Origin of the sequence: Stenotrophomonas maltophilia (assembly GCF_013464485.1) — a bacterium.
In the GTDB taxonomy this organism is placed as follows: domain Bacteria; phylum Pseudomonadota; class Gammaproteobacteria; order Xanthomonadales; family Xanthomonadaceae; genus Stenotrophomonas; species Stenotrophomonas maltophilia_AW.
On sequence record NZ_RAUX01000010.1, the window covers coordinates 200,910 to 219,372 of the forward strand.

Consider the following 18,463-nt stretch of genomic DNA (forward strand, 5'->3'; position numbering starts at 1 on the left):
GGAACGGAACGGTGCTTCAGCGTGCCGCAACAGCAGCGGTCAGGATTCGCCGCAGCGCATCATCGGAGTAGTGCTGTGCAATGAATGCACGGCCGCCATCAGACACCTGCTGCCACCGCGCATCATCGCCCAGCAACGACACGATCTGCGCAGCCATGCCTTCAGCGTCCTCAGCGGTGGGCATGAACGCCGATGCATCGCCCAGGCCCTGCATGCCAATCGAGGTGGTCACGCATGGCAGGCCATTGCGCAGGCTTTCCAGCACCTTGCCCTTGACCCCACCGCCGAAGCGCAATGGTGCAACGGCCACGCGTGCACGCCGGTACCAACCGGCCAGGGCATCGTCGCTGACGTATCCGGTCACGTCGATGCGATCAGACGCCATCGCCTGGATTTCCGGACGCGGGCTGGAGCCGACCAGGCTCAACCGGACCGAGGGCACCTGTGCCTGCACCCGGGGCAGCACTTCGCTGACAAACCACTGTGCTGCGTCCACATTGGGCGCATGCGCGAAGCCGGCCACGAACAGGATGTCGCGGCGCTGCTCCGGGCCCGGCACATCGGCATCGGCAACAGGTTCATAGGCGTACAGCGGGATGGTCTCGGCACGCGTCCGTGCCGACGGTGCATGGCTGGCCAGCCACGCACGTACATGGGTGGTTTCGTCCGCGGACGGATACAGCACCACGTCCGCCTGTTGCCAGAGGGCATACTCAAAATCACGGGTGCGCGCGGCCTCACGTGCCAGATCGTCGTCCGGCTGCAGCTGCAACTGCTGCTGCATGCGCAGGTGATGGATGTCGTGCCCGTAATAGACAAGGGTGGCGCTGCTGTGGCGGCGCACGCTGGCTACCAGCTCAGCCGAGACATGGGGCCGGTTGAGGATGACCACGTCCAGATACTGGCCATTGGCGGCCATCCACGCCTCGAACCCAGCCACGCCAACGCAGCCACTGCCATGCATCACTTCGATGCCCTTGCGCTGCAGTGGCGGCGCGTACTGGTCATCGTAGTAGGCATTGGCAGGCCAGAACGTGACCTGGCATCCCTCTTCCAGCAGGGTATGCATCACCTGGCAGGTCGCGCGCGAGCCTGCGTCACGGTCAGGCTGTGGAATATAGTGGTCCACCACCAGCACGTGGCGTTTGTTGCGCGAACGGTCCCGCGCCAGGAACACATGCTCGCCATTGGCGAACTGGCCCTGTTCCAGGGTCGGCATCCAGCGCGCGAGGAATTTGTCGCGGTTGACCGCCTGCCATGCCTTGACCCCGCTGCCCTCATCAGTGCCGCTGGACACGCCTTCGTAATGCACCACGACCGATGCCGGCTGCATGTAGACCTTCAACCCACGCTCGCGCACACGGAAGGCGATGTCGGTGTCTTCATAGTAGGCAGGGGCGAAATGCTCGTCGAAGCCACCGAGCTCCTGGAACAGCTGCATCGGCAGCATGATCGAGGCACCGGAGACGTAGTCGGCTTCCTTCAGATAGCCATAGGCCGGCAGGGATGGATCCTGCAGGCGCCCGAAATTCCACGCGCTGCCATCTGACCAGACGATGCCACCGGCCTCCTGCAGGCGGCCATCCGGGTAGACCAGTTTGGAGCCCACCAGGCCGGCATCCGGATGTGTCTGGAAAACGTCCACCAAGGCATCCAGCCAGCCCGGCCGCACTTCGGTGTCGTTGTTGAGCAGGTAGACGTAACGGCCCTTGGCCAACGTCAACGCCTGGTTGCAGGAGCGAAGGAAACCGAGGTTCTTCGGATTGACGTGATAGCGCAGGCCCGGAATACTGCCCAGCGCATCGATCCGCGCATCACCGGAAACGTCCTCCAGTACCAGAACCTCGAACGATACGCGTGCACCCACGCGCGCGATCGAGGCCACGCAGGCCAGGCTCTGCTCGTAGTTGCCGTAGGTGGGTATGACGATGCTGACGACCGGATCCACGGCCTCGGCAAAGCGCAGCCCCTGCTGCACCGCCTGCGGGTCGCGGCGTACTTCGTCCAGCAGCAGCCCATCCATCGGCGCAGGAACCGCTGCTGCCTGGCTCAGCAGCATGCGCTTGGCCATCGGAACGAAGGGCTTCATCAAGGGATGACGAGCCAACCCGGAATTTCGCAATGACTGCAACACCGCGTGCCACTCGCCTCGCAGCACGCGGCCCGCCAAGCGGATCGGTTTGGTGATGCGCCAGGAGCGGGAGGCGATCAGCGAGGCAGTCAGGGCCTGCAGCGACTCAAGCTCGGCGCGATACGACTCCAGTACCGCTGAAACATCCTGCGGCTCCCCTCCCGTCGCCAGCCCCCCTGCCGTTGCCGGCTGGGTGACCCCGGAACGCTGCATCAGCTGCTCGATCTGCGCATGCTGCTCCTGCAGGGCGCTGCGCGCGGCATCGGTCAGGCCGGAAACAGCGTTGATCTGCTGCTGCAGCTGCGCGCGTGCCTCCCAGATTTCGGCCATCGCCTTTTCCAGGCGGTCGGCCCTGGCCATCTCGCCCGCCAGTGCGTCCTGCGCCGCATCAAGCTGGCCATGCAGTTGAGCCACCACACCCTGCTCGCGTACCACATGGCCGCGCAGCTCACCGATTTCGGCATCCTGTGCCTGCGCCCAGCGCGCTACTTCATGGTGATGGGCGTAGAGGTCTTCGGCTTCGGTATACAGGATGGACGCGGGCAACTGCGGCAGCAGCGAAGCATCGGCCGCCGCCACAACCACGAAGTAGACCGCATCGGGGATGACCGCCGCACGCTCCTGCACACCTTCGCCGGTATCGGTCAACGCCTGGTACACCGGCTGTGCCGGGCTGTCATCCAGCAGGGTGATCGTCGAACAGACCGACATGCGGTGCCCGCACAGTCGCGCAGCAGGAAAATACCGTGAGACCAGCGCCTGGAACTCGCCCAGGTACAGCTCCTTCACGTGGTACTCGTTGTGGTAGCCCGCGCGGTCGGAGTAGACCTCCTTGTTCGGCGAGGACATGATCATCACGCCATCCGGCCGCAGCACGCGGCGGATCTCGGACATCATCTCTTCCTGCTCGTACAGGTGTTCGATCGTCTCGAACGAGATCACGACATCAACACTGTCATCGGGCAGCGGGATCGCCGCAGCCGAGCCCTGCAGGTACTGCAGGTTGGTGCGGTCGACGTAGCGCTCCGCAGCATGCGCAACGGCGTCATGGGAAATATCCACGCCCGTGACCGAACGCGCGCGGCTGGCCAGCATCGCGCTGCCATAGCCTTCACCGCTGGCCACATCCAGCACGTCCTTGCCTTCCACCAGGGGCAGGCACCACGCATACCGGTGCAGGTGCTCCTGACGGATGACACCCTGTTCGGTAGGGACGAAACGTTCGCCGGTGAACTCGATCATCAGGATTCCTTGGTGACATCGATGGCCAGCATGGGCAGACCCACCAGGCCGAAGCGCATCGTCTCGTCGATCGCGCGGAACTCCAACGCGTCGTGGATCCAGTGCTGCTGGGTGTGATCGTGCTGGTCGCCGGAGGCCACCGCAGCATCGATCATGTAGGAGCCGGACGGCATCACCGGCATGCGGAACAGGAACGAGGCGACGACGCTTTCACCTGCCTGGCCGCCCACGGGACTGTCCTTGCAGGCGAAGTAGCTGTTGTCGCCGAACAGGCGCTGGCCCAGGCGATCCTTGACGTAGAAGCCGACGATCAGGCTGTCCAGCGGCTGCATCAGCTCGACACGGATGCGCAGGCGGACCAGCTCGCCTCCCTCGGCCATGCCCAGCGGCGCCCCCGCCTCATCGTTCAGCGCCACATCGACGATGCGCGCACCCTGGGCACCAAACTCCTGCCCGACATTGTCCGGATCGAACTGGAACAACGCGATGCGGTTGCTGGCACCGGCTGCCTGCAGCGCCTCAAGGCGGAAGTCCGGTGCATCGGTAACCAGGCGTCGCTGCTTCTTTTCGACCACCACGTCATCCGCGCCCGCCTCGCGACGGCCCACCACGTGCTGCTCGGTCATGTACGCTTCAATCACTTCCTGTGACGTGCCCGACAGGCGCATCTGTCCGTGCTGCAGCCACACCGCGCTTTCGCACAGGTTGGTCACCGCGGCCGCGTCATGGCTGACGAACAGCAGCGTTCCGTTCTTCTGGAACTCGCGCAGGAAGCGCATGCACTTCTGCGAGAAGAAGGCATCACCGACGGCCAGCGCCTCGTCGATGATCAGGATGTCGGCATCGACATGGGCAATGACGGCAAAGGCCAGGCGTACCGACATGCCGCTGGAATAACTGCGCACCGGCTGGTCGATGAATTCACCGATGTCGGCGAAGGCCAGGATGCTGTCCATGCGCGCTTCGATCTGCGGCCGGCTCAGGCCGAGGATCGTGGCATTGAGGTAGACATTCTCGCGCCCGGTGAATTCCGGATTGAAGCCGCTACCCAGCTCCAGCAGCGCCGCGACCCGCCCTTTGACGGTGATGCGGCCTTCGGTCGGGTTGAGGGTGCCAGCGATCATCTGCAGCAGGGTGGACTTGCCCGAGCCGTTGCGGCCGACAATGCCCACCGTCTGCCCGCGGCGGATCGAGAAACTGACGCCACGCAGCGCCCAGAAATCCTTGTAGAAGGACCTGCGCTTGCCGGCCAGGGCCTGCAACAGCCGGTGCGAGGGCCGTTCGTACATGTGATACGACTTGCCCACGCCCTGCACATCGATGACGATGTCGCCGTCGGTCAGCTCAGAGGACATCGGCGAACCCCACGCGCAGCTTGTTGAACATGCGATGGCCCAGCAGCGCCACCGCACAGGCGATCAGGGTGTAGAGACCAAGGCCGGCCCAGTCGGGCAGACGGCCCCAGATCACGACTTCGCGCACCTGGTCGATGATGAAGGTCAGCGGGTTCAGCTCGAACACGATGCGATAGCTTTCCGGCACCGATTCGACCGGCACGATGGCGGAGGACAGGAACAGCATCGCCGCCGCCATCACCCCGGCGATCTGGCCGATGTCACGCAGGTATACGCCCAGCGACGAGACGATCCAGCCCACGCCCGCGGTGAGGATCACCAGCGGGATGACCACCACCGGCAGCAGGATGGCAGTGGCCGGGATACTGCCCTTGATCGCCAGCTGCAGCAGCAGCAGCACCACCATGTTCATCAACAGGTGGAACAGCGCCGAGAAGGTCATGCTCCACACCAGGATGTCCAGCGGGAACACCACACGCTTCACGTAGCCAGTGTTGGCTACGATCAGCTGTGGAGCGCGGGTGAAGCACTCAGCGAAGAATCCGTGCACGGTCAGGCCCGCGAACAGGATCAGTGCAAAGTCGGTGGTCGATCCGGTCGATCCCGGCCAGCGGCCTTTCATCACGAAGCCGAAGGCCAGGGTGTAGACCAGCAGCATCAGGAACGGGCTGATCAACGACCACAACAGGCCGAAACTGGCGCCACGATAGCGGCCCAGGACTTCGCGCTGGCTCAGTTCGAACGTCAGCGAACGATGCTTGCCGAAAACCGAGAGGATTCCCATCAGCCGGCCTGCTGCACCAGCGCCCGCTCCAGATCCACCTGCAGATCCCCCAGATCCTCCACGCCCACGCTCAGCCGCACCAGCGCATCGCTGATGCCCAGCTGCTCGCGGCGGGCGACAGGAATCGAGGCGTGCGTCATCACCGCCGGGTGGTTGACCAGGCTTTCCACGCCGCCCAGCGACTCGGCCAGAGTGAACAGTTCGGTCTTCTCGCAGAAACGCTTGGCCGCTTCGAACCCGCCCTTGAGCACGATCGAGACGATGCCGCCGTAGCCGGCCATCTGCTTGCCGGCCAGTTCATGCTGCGGGTGCGAAGGCAGGCCCGGGTAGATCACCTTTTCCACCGCCGGGTGCTTTTCCAGCCACTGGGCCAAGGCCAGCGCGTTGGCGCAGTGCGCCTTCATGCGCAGCGGCAGGGTCTTCAGGCCACGCAGCGCCAGGAAGCTGTCGAACGGGCCCTGCACGCCACCCACCGAGTTCTGCAGGAAGGCCATCTGCTCGGCCAGTTCGGCGTTGTCGCCCACCACCACCATGCCGCCGACCATGTCCGAGTGGCCATTGAGGTACTTGGTGGCCGAATGCAGCACCAGGTCCGCACCCAGTTCCAGCGGGCGCTGCAGCATCGGCGAGGCGAAGGTGTTGTCGACCACCACGATCAGGCCATGGCGCTTGGCGATGGCGGCGACTGCGGCAATGTCGACGATCTTCAGCATCGGGTTGGTCGGGGTCTCGATCCAGACCATCTTCGTCTTCGACGTGATCGATGCCTCGAATGCGACCAGATCGGTCAGGTCGACGAAGCTGAAGTCCAGCCCGGCGGTGCGGCGACGCACGCGCTCGAACAGGCGGAAGCTGCCGCCGTAGATGTCATCCATCGCCACCACGTGGCTGCCGGCGTCCAGCAGCTCGATCACGGTCGAGCTGGCCGCCATGCCCGAAGCGAACGCAAAGCCACGGGTGCCGCCTTCCAGCGACGCAACGCAGCGCTCGTAGGCGAAGCGCGTCGGGTTGTGGGTACGCGAGTACTCGAAGCCCTGGTGCTCGCCCGGGCTGGACTGCGCATAGGTCGAGGTAGCGTAGATCGGCGGCATCACCGCGCCGGTGCTGGGGTCGGGCGACTGGCCGCCATGGATGGCCAGCGTGGCCAGGGCAAGCGCGCGCTCGGGTGAGGAGGAGTGGGACATATCGTTTCCTGAATGGCGCCGGCGTACGGCGCCGTCAAAGGATCGGGAGTCTATCAGCGCAGCCTTAACAAGCTTTGACGCGAATAAACCGGAATTCAGCGGCGATCTGCAGCGATCAGCGAGTTACTGCACGCGGCGGCGCAGGTAGTTCAGCAGGTCGATGCGGGTGATCAGGCCCAGGAAGGCATCACCGTCCATCACGATCGCCACCTGGCCACGGTCGAACACCGGCAGCAGGGCTTCGATCGGCGACTTGACGTCCAGCCGGTCCAGCTTGCTGACCATCGCGGTGGCAACACTGTCACGGAAGCGTGCCTCATCGCCATAGACGTGCAGCAGCACGTCGCTTTCGTCGACGATGCCGACCAACTGGTCACCCTCCATCACCGGCAACTGTGACACGTCATACAGCTTCATGCGCTGGTAGGCGGTGGTCAGCAGATCGTTCGGGCCGATCACGACAGTGTCGCGCTGGCCATAGGGGCGCAGGATCAGGTCGCGCAGGTCGCCATGCTGCGGGCGCTGCAGGAAGCCGTTATCCAGCATCCAGTAATCGTTGTACATCTTCGACAGGTACTTGTTGCCGGTATCCGGCACCAGCACCAGCACCTTCTTCGGCGTGGTCTGCTCCTTGCAGTACTTCAGGCCGGCGGCCAGCAGGGTGCCGGTGGACGAGCCACCCAGGATGCCTTCCTTGCCCAGCAGTTCGCGCGCGGTGTGGAAGCTCTCGGCGTCGCTGATGGCATAGGCCTTCTTCACCCGGCTGAAATCGGAGATCGACGGCAGGAAGTCCTCGCCGATGCCCTCTACCAGCCAGCTGCCCGACTTGTCGTTGAGGTTGCCGTCGTTGATGTACTCGGCCAGGATCGAGCCGACCGGGTCAGCCAGCACCAGCTCGGTCTTCGGCGACAGCTTGGCGAAGGCACGCGACAGGCCGGTCATGGTGCCCGAGCTGCCGCAGCCGAACACGATGGCATCGAGATCACCGCCCATCTGCTCCAGGATCTCCGGGCCGGTACCGAATTCATGTGCGGCCGGGTTGTCCGGGTTGCCGAACTGGTTGATGAAGTAGGCGCCCGGAGTCTGCTCGGCGATGGTCTTGGCCAGATCCTGGTAGTACTCCGGGTGGCCCTTGGCCACGTCCGAGCGGGTCAGGCGTACTTCGGCGCCCATCGCCTTCAGATTGAAGATCTTTTCCCGGCTCATCTTGTCGGGAACGACCAGAATGAGCTTGTAGCCCTTCTGCTGGGCCACCAGCGCCAGGCCCAGCCCGGTGTTGCCGGCGGTGCCCTCGACCAGGGTGGCACCGGGCTTCAGGTCGCCGCGCTTCTCCGCCGCCTCGATCATCGACAGGCCGATGCGATCCTTGATCGATCCGCCCGGGTTGGCGCTCTCCAGCTTCAGGTAGAGCTCGCAGACGCCGGTGTCCAGGCGCTGGGCCTTGACGATCGGGGTCTGGCCGATGAGTTCGAGGACGGAAGAATGGATGGGCATTCGGAGGACTTTCGGTTCGCGCCACGCAGGGCCGGACCGATGATTATCCGACGGATGGCGATGAAAGTCAGGTCGGCAGAGCAGCGGTATGCCCGCCGCGAAAAAGAGATGCGGACGGCCCCGGATCGACGAGGAGACCAGTACCGCCCGCATCGGTGAGTTGTGCCTGCAGGCCAAGGCACCACGGCCTGTGGTGCCTTGGCGCGGCCGCCTCATCGGCGGTGCCGCGATGCCAGGGCAGGAGCGCCCGGCGGGGCCATCGATGGCCGTGCCACGCCGTTCCGGGCGTGACGGGGTGCGTCAAAGCGTGGGGGATGGTGCTGTAAGCGGTGTTGCGTACATTCGCAGAAGTCGTTGCTTGGCCAGCAGCTTCTCGCGCTTCATGCGACCCAGGGTGACATCATCGATCGGGAGTACACCCAACTCCGCATCCATGCACTTCTTGTTCAACTTGCGGTGCTGGTCATGGAGTGCCCTGAACTCCGGATCACGCGCGCGACGGGCGTCGATCTCGCTCTGGGGCTGATCTTCAAACATGATGGACCTCCTTCGACAGATACACGAACGCCCCGGCCGCAAGGCACGGGGCGTTGTTCATGGAGGAGCGCCGGTCGATGGCCACCTGGACGCCTGCAACGACCTGCGGCACTGGCCTGCGCACGTCGGTCTGCTGCGGTTCGCGCCCTGCTTGCATCGGCCCGGCCCTCCCATCGTCCGGTCCGCGGCATTGCGTCCCGGACGATTGACCCTACGCCTGCTCAAGGCGGGGTTCAAGCCCCCGCGTCAAAAAGGCCGAACCCCGCCGGGGCGGGGTTCAGGCTGAATGCTCATCGCAACGAAAAACAAACAATATCAATCAATTACGGGGCGATGATGACCTCGGCCGAGCGCGCCCGGGTAGAGGCGGCCTTCTTGCCGCTCAGCTGGATCCGGTTGCTCGCGACACCCCCAGCAACCAGGGCGTCACGCAGCGCCTCGGCGCGCTTCTGGCCGACGCCATTGGCGCTGTCGTAAGCCTCGATGCGCAGGCGGCCCTTCTTGCCGATGTTCAGGTACTCGGCCAGTGCCCTGGCCTGGTTGCGGGCACCACCGGACAGGCTGGAGGCCCCGGCGGCAAAGGCATCACCGCTGAAGGTGAAGACCTCACCGCGCCCGTCGAACTTCGAGCCCGGCAGCTTCTGCCCGGACACCAGCTCGGCTTCCTCGCGGGCCAGCTTGGCCGCGTTCTGCTGGGCGGCGCTGAGGCGCTGCTGCTGCTTGCCGGCTACGCTGGTCAGGGCGTTCTCGGCGTCCTGGCGGGCCAGGGTCTCGGCCTCGGCAGCCTGGCGCAGGCGCTCGGCCTCCTCGGCCTGCATCTGCGCCTGCATGCGCAGCTGTTCGGCCTCCTGGCGGGCACGGGCGGCGTCGCGGCGGCTGGCCTCGATCAGCAGGTCGCTGCGGGTGCGATCAAGACGGTCGACCTCACGTGCGGCCAGCGCGGTGCGCACGGCGGTCTCGGCGATTTCCACCCGGCGCTCGGCCAGATAGGTGGCCAGCTCCTGATCGCGGCGCTTGGCCTTGTCCAGGGTGGCGATGGCCTGCTGGGCCTGCATGCGCTCGAAGGCACCCAGCTCGGCGGTGTCGGGATTGGCCTGGATGGCCATCAGGCGCTGGCTCAGCTGCGCCACCATCGGGTTATCGGCGGCCATGGCCAGGCTCGGCAGCGCCAGCAGCGCGGCCAGGGTTGCGGCGGTCATCGGCTTCACCGGCGGTCCTCCCCGGTCGACAGCTGGCGTTGCAGCTGGTTGACCTCGTTGCGACGCAGCTGCAGCTGCGCGGTGACGGTGGCCTCCTCGCTGCGGGCGCGGGCCAGATCGGCATCGGCAGCGGCGCGCAGGGCCATTGCCGGGGCGTTCTTGCGCTCACGGCGGTCGCCGGCGGCGCGCTGCGCCTGTTCCAGCCCCTGCCGGGCCAGCCCGATCAGGTCCGAGGCGTACTGGTCGGCATCGGCCTGGGTGGCCTTGTCGACCGCCTGCCGGGCCTGTGCCAGTTCCAGTGCGGCGTCCTGCGCCCATGCGGGGGCAGACAGTGCGAATGCAAACGCCATCACATACAGGCCATGGCGCATTCGTGCGAAGCTAGGTCGTTTCATTGGGGAGGCCGTACCGGTTGTCGGTTCACGGCCATTGTCGTCAAGCCGACACCGTGCTGGCAACGGGCGTCGGCCGTTTCGTTGGGGAAAATTCGCAATGGATATCGGCTACTTCCTGAAGCTGATGACCGAAAAGAACGCTTCGGACATGTTCCTGACCACCGGAGCACCGGTCTACATCAAGATCGAAGGGAAGCTTTATCCGCTGGGCAACACCGGCCTGCCGCCGGGCATGGTCAAGAAGATCGCCTACTCGCTGATGGACGAAGGCCAGGTGCCGCAGTTCGAGCGCGAGCTGGAGCTCAACATGGCCATCGCCCTGCCCGATGCCGGGCGCTTCCGCGTCAACGTGTTCAAGCAGCGTGGCGAGGTCGGCATGGTCATCCGCGCCATCCGCAGCCGCATCCCGAGCATCGAGGAGCTGAACCTGCCGCAGGTGCTGAAGGACGTCATCATGACCCCGCGCGGGCTGGTGCTGGTGGTGGGGTCCACCGGCTCCGGCAAGTCCACCTCGCTGGCGTCGATGATCGACCACCGCAACAGCACCACCACCGGTCACATCCTCACCATCGAGGATCCGATCGAGTACCTGCACAAGCACAAGATGTCGATCGTCAACCAGCGCGAGGTCGGGCTGGACACGCATGCCTTCCACAACGCGCTGAAGAACGCGATGCGTGAAGCGCCGGATGTGATTCTGATCGGCGAGATCCTGGACGCGGAAACGATGGAGGCGGCGATCGCCTTTGCCGAAACCGGCCACCTGTGCCTGGCCACCCTGCACTCCAACAACGCCGACCAGACCATCGAGCGCATCCTCAACTTCTTCCCGGAAAGCGCGCACAAGAACGTGCTGATGAACCTGGCGCTGAACCTGCGTGCGGTGATCAGCCAGCGTCTGGTGAAGAACAAGGAAGGCCGTCGCCTGCCGGCCACCGAGGTGCTGATCAACACGCCGATGATCCGCGACCTGCTCCGCCGCGGCCAGGTGCACGAGATCAAGGCGGCGATGGAAGGCTCGCTGGAGGAAGGTATGGAGAGCTTCGACCAGTGCCTGTTCCGGCTGGCCAAGGCTGGCGTCATCGATCAAGAGGAGGCGCTGCGCGCGGCCGACTCACGCGATGGCCTGGCCCTGAAGTTCCGCCTGTCCGAAGGCAGCAGCGGCGAGCACGACCCGTACGCCGATTTCTCTGCTGGCGCGCCCAGCATCACCCACGGCTTCTGACAGCACGAAAAAGGGGACGGAGGGGATTAAGTCGTTTATGGCACAAACGACTTAATCCCCTCCGTCCCCTTTTTTTTGGTTTACGCGGCGTCGAGCTGGTTTTCCGGGCGCGCGTGTTCGAAGGCATCCAGCGCCTGGCACGCTGCTTCTATCCGGCGCAGCGTTGGATAAGGCGTCAGGTCCAGACCGAAGCGGTGTGCGTTGTAGAGCTGCGGCAACAGACAGAGGTCGGCCAGACCGGGGCGGTCGCCGTGGCAGAAGGCGCCGGTGTCGCGGCTGTTGGCCAGCATCGTCTCCATCGCCGCGAAGCCCTCGGCGATCCAGTGCAGGGTCCACTGCGTGCGGGCATCGGCCGGCAGCTGCAGGCTGCGCTCCAGGTACTGCATCACCCTCAGGTTGTTGATCGGGTGGATGTCGCAGGCCACCAGTTGGGCCAGTGTACGCACCCGCGCACGGCCGGCGGCATCGGCCGGCAGCAGCGGCACCTGAGGGAAGCGCTCGTCCAGGTACTCGACGATCGCCAGCGACTGGGTAAGCGTGTGCCCCTCGTGCAGCAGGGTCGGCACCAGCTGCTGCGGATTGAGTGCGCGATAAGCGTCAAGGTGCTGCTCGCCACCGTCGCGCACCAGGTGCACCGGCCGGGCCTCCCAGGCCAGGCCCTTCAGCTCCAGGCCGATGCGTACGCGGTAGGCGGCACTGGATCGCCAGTAGGTGTACAGCACGATGCCGTCGTCAACCAGGATGTCCATCGCCACCTCCATGCTCAGGGCTTGGCCGCCTGTTCGATGCGCTGTTCGATGGCACCGAAGATGCTGTTGCCGGCGGCATCGAGCATCTCGATACGCACCACATCGCCGAACGACATGAACGGCGTGCTCGGCTTGCCATCGCGCAGGGTTTCGACCACGCGCTGCTCGGCGAAGCACGATGCACCCTTGCTGGTGTCTTCGTTGGCGATGGTGCCCGAGCCGACGATGGTGCCAGCACCCAGCGGGCGGGTCTTGGCCGCATGCGCGACCAGCTGGGCGAAGTTGAACTGCATGTCCACGCCGGCTTCCGGCGCACCGAACCACTGCCCGTTGATGTGGGTCAGCAGCGGCAGGTGCACCTTGCTGTCCTGCCAGGCAGCGCCCAGCTCGTCAGGGGTGACGAACACCGGCGACAGCGCCGAACGCGGCTTGGACTGCAGGAAGCCGAAGCCCTTGGCCAGCTCGCCGGGAATCAGGTTGCGCAGCGAGACATCGTTGACCAGGCCGACCAGCTGGATGTGGCCCGCCGCCTGTTCAGGGGTGGCCGCCATCGGCACGTCGTCGGTGATCACCACGATCTCTGCTTCCAGGTCGATGCCGTAGTCCTCGCTGACCACCTTGACCGCATCGCGCGGGCCGTAGAAGCCGGCGCTGGTCGCCTGGTACATCAGCGGGTCGGTGTAGAAGCTCTCCGGCACTTCGGCGCCGCGGGCGCGGCGTACGCGCTCGACGTGCGGCAGGTAGGCGCTGCCGTCGACGAATTCATAGGCGCGCGGCATCGGCGCGGCCAGCGCCTGCACATCCAGATCGAACACGCCGTCGGCGTCGCCGGCATTGAGCGATTCGTACAGCGCGTTCAGGCGCGGCGCGATGTGGCTCCAGTCCTCCAGGGCCTGCTGCAGGGTGGCGGCAATACCGGTGGCGCGCACGCCGTGGCGCAGGTCACGCGAGACGACGATCAGGGTGCCGTCGCGGCCGCCTTCCTTCAAAGAACCAAGCTTCATGGGTGGGTGTCCGGAGTCGTGGGCAAACAAGTTTCAAGTGTAATCAAATCTGCGGCGACGCCAAGCTGCAGCGCGGCATCGGCCCACCCTACCGTAGTGGGGGGTTCGGCAGGGTTGCACCCTGCACCTGCTTCAAGCCAGGGCAACAGCCGAAGCAACAGCAACAGCGGCCTTTCCGTGGGTTGCCGGGGCGGTGTCGGATTGCGGCGTCTCCCGCCACCGGACCCACCCCGCCCCCCCTCAGGGAACCCGCTTTTGACGTTGACGTTGACGTTACTTCGGCCTCTGCAGGTGCAGGGCGCAGCCCTGCAGAGAGAGCCCCCTACCTGAACGGGGCTTTTTGCGCGAGGTCTCAGCCATCGGTTAGACTAGGCGGGTCTGCAGCGGCCGTCCGTTTCCCTTCGGGATCGCCGGCGTCCGGGGTCCGCCCCGTCGCCCGCCCCCACTCCGACACCGTTCGTCACGCATTCCAGCCTGCGCTCCGTGCCGGCTGCACCCAACTTCTCGCAGCGCGGTTCACGGGAACGCTCCGAGTCAGCCGATCAGTTTGATCTGCCCCCGTCTGTCCAATCGGACAGGCGTTTCTTGTACTTGGAGCAAACTCAATGTCTTTTGAATCGCTGGGCCTGGCGCCCTTCCTGCTGCGTGCGCTTGCCGAGCAGGGCTACGAAAACCCGACCCCGATCCAGCAGCAGGCGATTCCGCTGGCGCTGGCCGGTCGCGACCTGCTGGCCGGCGCACAGACCGGCACCGGCAAGACCGCCGCGTTCGGCCTGCCGCTGCTGCAGCACCTGGGCACCGCCTCGCAGGAAGTGCGCAGCGGCCCGCGCAAGCCGCGTGCGCTGATCCTGGCCCCGACCCGCGAACTGGCCACCCAGGTGCATGACAGCCTGCGCGGCTACAGCAAGTATCTGCGCATTCCCAGCGCCTGCATCTACGGCGGCGTCGGCATGGGCAACCAGCTGGACATCCTGCGCCGTGGCGTGGACCTGCTGGTGGCCTGCCCGGGCCGCCTGATCGACCACCTGGAGCGTCGCAGCATCGACCTGTCCGGCATTGAACTGCTGGTGCTGGACGAAGCCGACCGCATGCTCGACATGGGCTTCCTGCCGTCGATCAAGCGCATCCTGGCCAAGCTGCCGAAGCAGAACCGCCAGACCCTGCTGTTCTCGGCCACCTTCGAGGACAACATCCGCCAGTTGGCGCTGGAGTTCATGCGCAACCCGGAACAGATCCAGGTGACGCCGAAGAACACCGTGGCCGAAACCATCACCCACCGCGTGCACCCGGTCGATGCCGGCCGCAAGCGCGACCTGCTGCTGCACCTGCTGGCGCAGGACAGCCGCGAGCAGACGCTGGTGTTCGCTCGCACCAAGCACGGCAGCGACAAGCTGGCGTCGTTCCTGGAAAAGTCGGGCATCAAGACTGCGGCAATCCACGGCAACAAGAGCCAGGGCCAGCGTCTGCGTGCACTGGGCGATTTCAAGGCCGGCCGCATGACCGTGCTGGTGGCCACCGACATCGCCGCACGTGGCATCGACATCAACGAGCTGCCGAAGGTGATCAACTTCGACCTGCCGATGGTGGCCGAGGACTACGTGCACCGCATCGGCCGTACCGGCCGCAACGGTTCGACCGGCCAAGCGATCTCGCTGGTGGCGCAGGATGAAGTGAAGCTGCTGCGCGCGATCGTGCGCCTGCTCGGCCGCGACATGGACATCCGTGATGTGCCCGGCTTTGAACTGCAGACCCCGATCCGCTGGGGCAACAGTGCGCCGGGCAAGGCCGAGCACGACACCGGCGAGCGCGCGCCGCGCAAGAGCCACGCACGCCGTCCGCACGGCGATGCACCGCGCCATGCGCATGCCGGCCCGAAGAAGGCCGGTGGCGGCCGTCGTGAGGGCGGTGGCAATGGCCAGCAGCGTGCCGGTGCGGGTCAGGGCCAGCGTCGTGGCGGTGGTGGCAATGGTGGCGGCCGTGGCCGCGGCCAGGGTGGCAACGGCGGCGGTCGCGCCGGCTGATCCAGCTCGCATGGTTGCTGCTTCCAGATGCGCGGGGGCTTAACGAAGGACGGCGCTGACGCGCCGTCCTTTTTTGTTGCTGGCTACCGGGCGATAGAGCACGCGGTGGCAGTGCCGAGGGCGGATGGGCATGGGGGCAGCGCAGAACACGCCGTAAATACGTCCATGTAAGCTCGATGGCGCCATCCATGGCGCCAACGGTTCTGCGCTGCCCCCATGCCCATCCGCTTCAAGCATTGCCTGCGCCTTCCTCTCCCGCCGGGTAGCCGGGAAAAGAAAGATCAAATTCAAATTCAAAGGCAAAGGCAAAAGCCAGTGTTGCTGCTTTTGCCCTCGCTCCCGCCTTGGGGTTTGATGCGTCCGCGCCCGCAGGAAACTGTCAAGGGGAGGCCGGGCGGGCTGCGCAGGACCGTGAGGCGCATGGATGCGCCGATCGAGCTTACATGGACGTATTTACAGCGTGTCCTGCGCTGCCCGCCCGGCCTCCCCCACACGCATCAACAAAGGCGCGCAAACGCCTCAACTCCGCGCTTTACTCGGATTCACCAGATTCCCGAAGAAGATCGCGTTGATCAGCAGCCGGTCCGTCCCGTGCCAGTACTTGCGGTGCGCCAGATCATCGGCGAACAGCACTACATTGCCCTGCCCCTGCGCGGACACCAACAGCCACGCGCTGCCCGCCACCCGCGCGCGGTTGCGCTCGGACAGATAGCCATTCACCCGCGGCGGTGTGTCGATGCGTACCACCGTCGAGAAGGGATTCGCGCTCGGCTGCAGCGTCACCGTGTTTTCCTTGTTGATCGCCAGCTGCCGGCGCGGCACACCGAAGGCCAGCGGATGGCTGGTATCCACGTCAGCGCTGAGGATGTTGCCGCTGACCCGCTCGACCGCGGCGATGTCACGCTGGTCGCCGAATGCGCGGCGGCTTTCGTCAGTGGCGTCCTCTTCCTTGCCGAGCTTCTCGCCGTCGGCCAGCTTCTGTTCGATCGCCCACTTCGATGCACTGCCGTAGGTCACCAGCGAACCACCGGCCTGCACCCAGCGCTTCAGCGCAGCCACCGCCGTGGCATCGACGCCAGTGTAGGTGCCACCGGACAACACGATCGTGGTGTAGCGGTCCAGCGGCACCTTGCCCAGCTGCTGCGGGTCCAGCTTGCTGGCCGGCAGGCGCAGCTGCTGGTCGAGCAGGAACCAGGCCGAGCCGATCTCGGTGGCGGCCACACCCTCCCCCATCACCAGTGCCACCGCTGGCTTGCGCAGCGCCTTGACGCCATCGCTGCCGAGGTCAATGCCCTCGCGGCTGCGGCCGCTGGGCAGCGCATGCACCTGCACACCCGCCTCGCGCGCAGCGGACGTCACTGCCTCAAGCAGCGCCGCACCCTGCAACGACTGCCCCGCGACCGGAATGACCAGGCTGCCGGCGGCGAAGCTGACCTCGCCCTGTGCGGTCGTGGTGGTGAACGGCTGGAAGGCGGCACGCGCGTTCAATCCCTTCTGCTGTAGCACGGCCAGCGCGCGCCCGGCGTTGTAGTCGCGCCAGTCGATGGCATAGGCGAATCCGGCCTGCCCGCCGCGTACCGCCCCCTGTTCCGCAGGCAGCGTGGTCACGCGCGTACCACCATCAACGCGGCTGCGGCTGCCGATGAATGCCACGCCATACGCCGGTGCGATCGCATAGCTGGTGCTGCCGTAGAACACATCACCCTTGATCGGCGGCGTCTCGGCAAAGATCGAATGCACCAGGCGGAACTGCACCTGCTGCACCGGCACCACGTAGGCACTGCCCGGTGCGAAGTGCTGGCCATCCACGGTCACCGCGCGATCCAGCGTGCGCACCTCGATGCGATGCAACAGCAACAACTCAAGCAGGCGGCGGGTCAACGCCGGGTCATGCGCATCACCAAACACGAAACTCTTCACAGGATGCTGCGCGGCCTGCTTCAGCGCGCTCTGGAAGAACTGTTTCTGCAGGTCGAACAGGCCACCGCGCTCGGTCACCGCGCCACGCACCGTGCCCAGCCCGGTGGCGACCTGGTTGCGGATGGTGAACGGGAACGTCAGCAGGCCATTCACCGATTCCTGCACGCGGCCACGCGAACTGGCCTGCTCGACGGTCACGCCGACCGCGCCGTGGAAGTCCGGATAGGTGGAGCCGTACACCGGCGAGAAGTTGTCGAAGTTCTCGCCGGTGTAGTAAAGCGAACCCAGCGCATCCAGCGCCTGTGCGTGGTACTTGGCGAGGGTCCTGTTGAATTCATACGATGCCGCCGGGATCAACGGGCTGTGCATGCTCTTCGGCGAGGGCTCGAAGTAGTACGTGCTGTCCTTGCCCATTTCGTGGAAATCGATCTGTACGTTCGGGTACCACTGGTGGAACACCTCCACCTTCGGCCGCGAGTCCTGCTGGGTCAGCGCAAGCCAGTCGCGGTTGAGGTCGGTGAAGTAGTGGTTGGTGCGGCCCTGCGGGAACGGTTCGACGTGTTCTTTGTCGGCGGGGTCGGCCGAAGCCGGATCGGAGGCCCACGCGTTGTGCCAGTTGGCGGCGCGGTCGCGGCCGTCCGGATTCTGCGCTGGATCGAACAGCACCACCGCCTGCTGCAGCCATTGCTGGGTTTCCGCGCTGCGATTGGCCACCAGGTAGTAAGCGGTCAGCATCGCTGCTTCAGCGCTGGAGGTCTCGTTGCCGTGCACGCTGTAGCCCAGCCACACCACCACCGGGCTGTCGCCGGCCGCGCTGCGCGGCTGCGCAGGATCGGCCAGGGTCGCGTGCTGCTGGCGGAGCTGTTCCAGCCGCGTGTGGTTGCCCGCCGAGGTGACGGTGGCGATCAACAGCGGGCGACCTTCATAGCTGCGACCGATCTCGCGCACGCTGATTTTGTCGGAACGCTTCGCCAGTTCCTGGAAGTACGCCACCAGCTGGTCGTGCCGGGTGTAGCGACTGCCGATCGGATAGCCAAGGAACTGTTCCGGCGTGGGAATGGACGTTTCGAACGCGGCCTCCTCGGTGGTCTGCGGGAAAAAGTACGCGCTCTGTGCCTGCGTTGGCTGCGGGCAGGACAGTACAGTGACAGCGGCGATCAGCAACGGAAGAACGGCACGGCGATGCAAGGACACAGTAGCTCCCCTGGAACACAACGGCAGAC

General features: G+C 65.6%; 13 protein-coding genes. 2 read left to right on the forward strand and 11 right to left on the reverse strand.

Annotated elements, in window-relative coordinates:
- Positions 1-16: 16 nt before the first annotated feature.
- The 8 genes from D7Y61_RS05250 to D7Y61_RS05285 form a co-directional block, all read right to left on the reverse strand.
- Positions 17-3,373 (reverse strand): glycosyltransferase, encoded by a 3,357-nt coding sequence (locus tag D7Y61_RS05250; protein ID WP_180865392.1) that lies wholly within the window; start codon positions 3,371-3,373, stop codon positions 17-19.
- Positions 3,373-4,728 (reverse strand): ABC transporter ATP-binding protein, encoded by a 1,356-nt coding sequence (locus D7Y61_RS05255; protein WP_180865393.1) that lies wholly within the window; start codon positions 4,726-4,728, stop codon positions 3,373-3,375. The genes D7Y61_RS05250 and D7Y61_RS05255 overlap by 1 nt, the downstream gene beginning before the upstream one ends.
- Positions 4,718-5,512, reverse strand: a complete 795-nt coding sequence (locus D7Y61_RS05260) for an ABC transporter permease (protein ID WP_180865394.1) — start codon at positions 5,510-5,512, stop codon at positions 4,718-4,720. The genes D7Y61_RS05255 and D7Y61_RS05260 overlap by 11 nt, the downstream gene beginning before the upstream one ends.
- Entirely contained in the window at positions 5,512-6,696 is a 1,185-nt protein-coding gene (locus tag D7Y61_RS05265) for a cystathionine gamma-synthase (protein ID WP_180865395.1), read from the reverse strand. Before D7Y61_RS05265 ends, D7Y61_RS05260 begins: the two co-directional genes overlap by 1 nt.
- 123 nt (positions 6,697-6,819) lie before the next feature.
- Positions 6,820-8,190: a pyridoxal-phosphate dependent enzyme gene (locus tag D7Y61_RS05270; protein WP_180865396.1), complete on the reverse strand. Its 1,371-nt coding sequence runs from the start codon at positions 8,188-8,190 to the stop codon at positions 6,820-6,822.
- Positions 8,191-8,490: 300 nt separating this feature from the next.
- Complete coding sequence (locus D7Y61_RS05275; RefSeq protein ID WP_180865397.1) at positions 8,491-8,727, reverse strand: YdcH family protein; 237 nt, start codon at positions 8,725-8,727, stop codon at positions 8,491-8,493.
- Between the two features lie 323 nt (positions 8,728-9,050).
- Positions 9,051-9,935: a hypothetical protein gene (locus D7Y61_RS05280; RefSeq protein WP_180865398.1), complete on the reverse strand. Its 885-nt coding sequence runs from the start codon at positions 9,933-9,935 to the stop codon at positions 9,051-9,053.
- Entirely contained in the window at positions 9,932-10,297 is a 366-nt protein-coding gene (locus D7Y61_RS05285) for a DUF4398 domain-containing protein (protein ID WP_180865434.1), read from the reverse strand. The genes D7Y61_RS05280 and D7Y61_RS05285 overlap by 4 nt, the downstream gene beginning before the upstream one ends.
- Before the next feature lie 121 nt (positions 10,298-10,418).
- On the opposite strand from D7Y61_RS05285, the gene D7Y61_RS05290 reads away from it, so the two are divergent.
- Positions 10,419-11,546 (forward strand): PilT/PilU family type 4a pilus ATPase, encoded by a 1,128-nt coding sequence (locus D7Y61_RS05290; RefSeq protein WP_004154068.1) that lies wholly within the window; start codon positions 10,419-10,421, stop codon positions 11,544-11,546.
- A gap of 80 nt (positions 11,547-11,626) precedes the next feature.
- On the opposite strand, the gene maiA is transcribed toward D7Y61_RS05290, so the two are convergent.
- Together maiA and D7Y61_RS05300 are read right to left on the reverse strand one after the other, a co-directional pair.
- The gene (maiA, locus tag D7Y61_RS05295; RefSeq protein ID WP_180865399.1) at positions 11,627-12,295 is read right to left on the reverse strand and encodes a maleylacetoacetate isomerase; all 669 of its coding nucleotides are present in this window, start codon (positions 12,293-12,295) and stop codon (positions 11,627-11,629) included.
- A 14-nt stretch (positions 12,296-12,309) separates the two neighbouring features.
- Positions 12,310-13,299 (reverse strand): fumarylacetoacetate hydrolase family protein, encoded by a 990-nt coding sequence (locus D7Y61_RS05300; protein WP_180865400.1) that lies wholly within the window; start codon positions 13,297-13,299, stop codon positions 12,310-12,312.
- Positions 13,300-13,904: 605 nt separating this feature from the next.
- On the opposite strand from D7Y61_RS05300, the gene D7Y61_RS05305 reads away from it, so the two are divergent.
- Positions 13,905-15,320, forward strand: a complete 1,416-nt coding sequence (locus D7Y61_RS05305; protein ID WP_180865401.1) for a DEAD/DEAH box helicase — start codon at positions 13,905-13,907, stop codon at positions 15,318-15,320.
- Between the two features lie 519 nt (positions 15,321-15,839).
- Here the strand turns inward: D7Y61_RS05305 and D7Y61_RS05310 are convergent.
- Positions 15,840-18,434, reverse strand: coding sequence for a M14 family zinc carboxypeptidase (locus D7Y61_RS05310; protein ID WP_180865402.1), 2,595 nt, complete (start codon positions 18,432-18,434; stop codon positions 15,840-15,842).
- Positions 18,435-18,463: the final 29 nt, after the last annotated feature.

Bases quoted from the DNA above. Each gene is read 5' to 3' on its own strand.
- D7Y61_RS05250 (WP_180865392.1), bottom strand. From the start codon at position 3,373: ATGATCGAGTTCACCGGCGAACGTTTCGTCCCTACCGAACAGGGTGTC.
- D7Y61_RS05255 (WP_180865393.1), bottom strand. From the start codon at position 4,728: ATGTCCTCTGAGCTGACCGACGGCGACATCGTCATCGATGTGCAGGGC.
- D7Y61_RS05260 (WP_180865394.1), bottom strand. From the start codon at position 5,512: ATGGGAATCCTCTCGGTTTTCGGCAAGCATCGTTCGCTGACGTTCGAA.
- D7Y61_RS05265 (WP_180865395.1), bottom strand. From the start codon at position 6,696: ATGTCCCACTCCTCCTCACCCGAGCGCGCGCTTGCCCTGGCCACGCTG.
- D7Y61_RS05270 (WP_180865396.1), bottom strand. From the start codon at position 8,190: ATGCCCATCCATTCTTCCGTCCTCGAACTCATCGGCCAGACCCCGATC.
- D7Y61_RS05275 (WP_180865397.1), bottom strand. From the start codon at position 8,727: ATGTTTGAAGATCAGCCCCAGAGCGAGATCGACGCCCGTCGCGCGCGT.
- D7Y61_RS05285 (WP_180865434.1), bottom strand. From the start codon at position 10,297: ATGCGCCATGGCCTGTATGTGATGGCGTTTGCATTCGCACTGTCTGCC.
- D7Y61_RS05290 (WP_004154068.1), top strand. From the start codon at position 10,419: ATGGATATCGGCTACTTCCTGAAGCTGATGACCGAAAAGAACGCTTCG.
- maiA (WP_180865399.1), bottom strand. From the start codon at position 12,295: ATGGACATCCTGGTTGACGACGGCATCGTGCTGTACACCTACTGGCGA.
- D7Y61_RS05300 (WP_180865400.1), bottom strand. From the start codon at position 13,299: ATGAAGCTTGGTTCTTTGAAGGAAGGCGGCCGCGACGGCACCCTGATC.
- D7Y61_RS05305 (WP_180865401.1), top strand. From the start codon at position 13,905: ATGTCTTTTGAATCGCTGGGCCTGGCGCCCTTCCTGCTGCGTGCGCTT.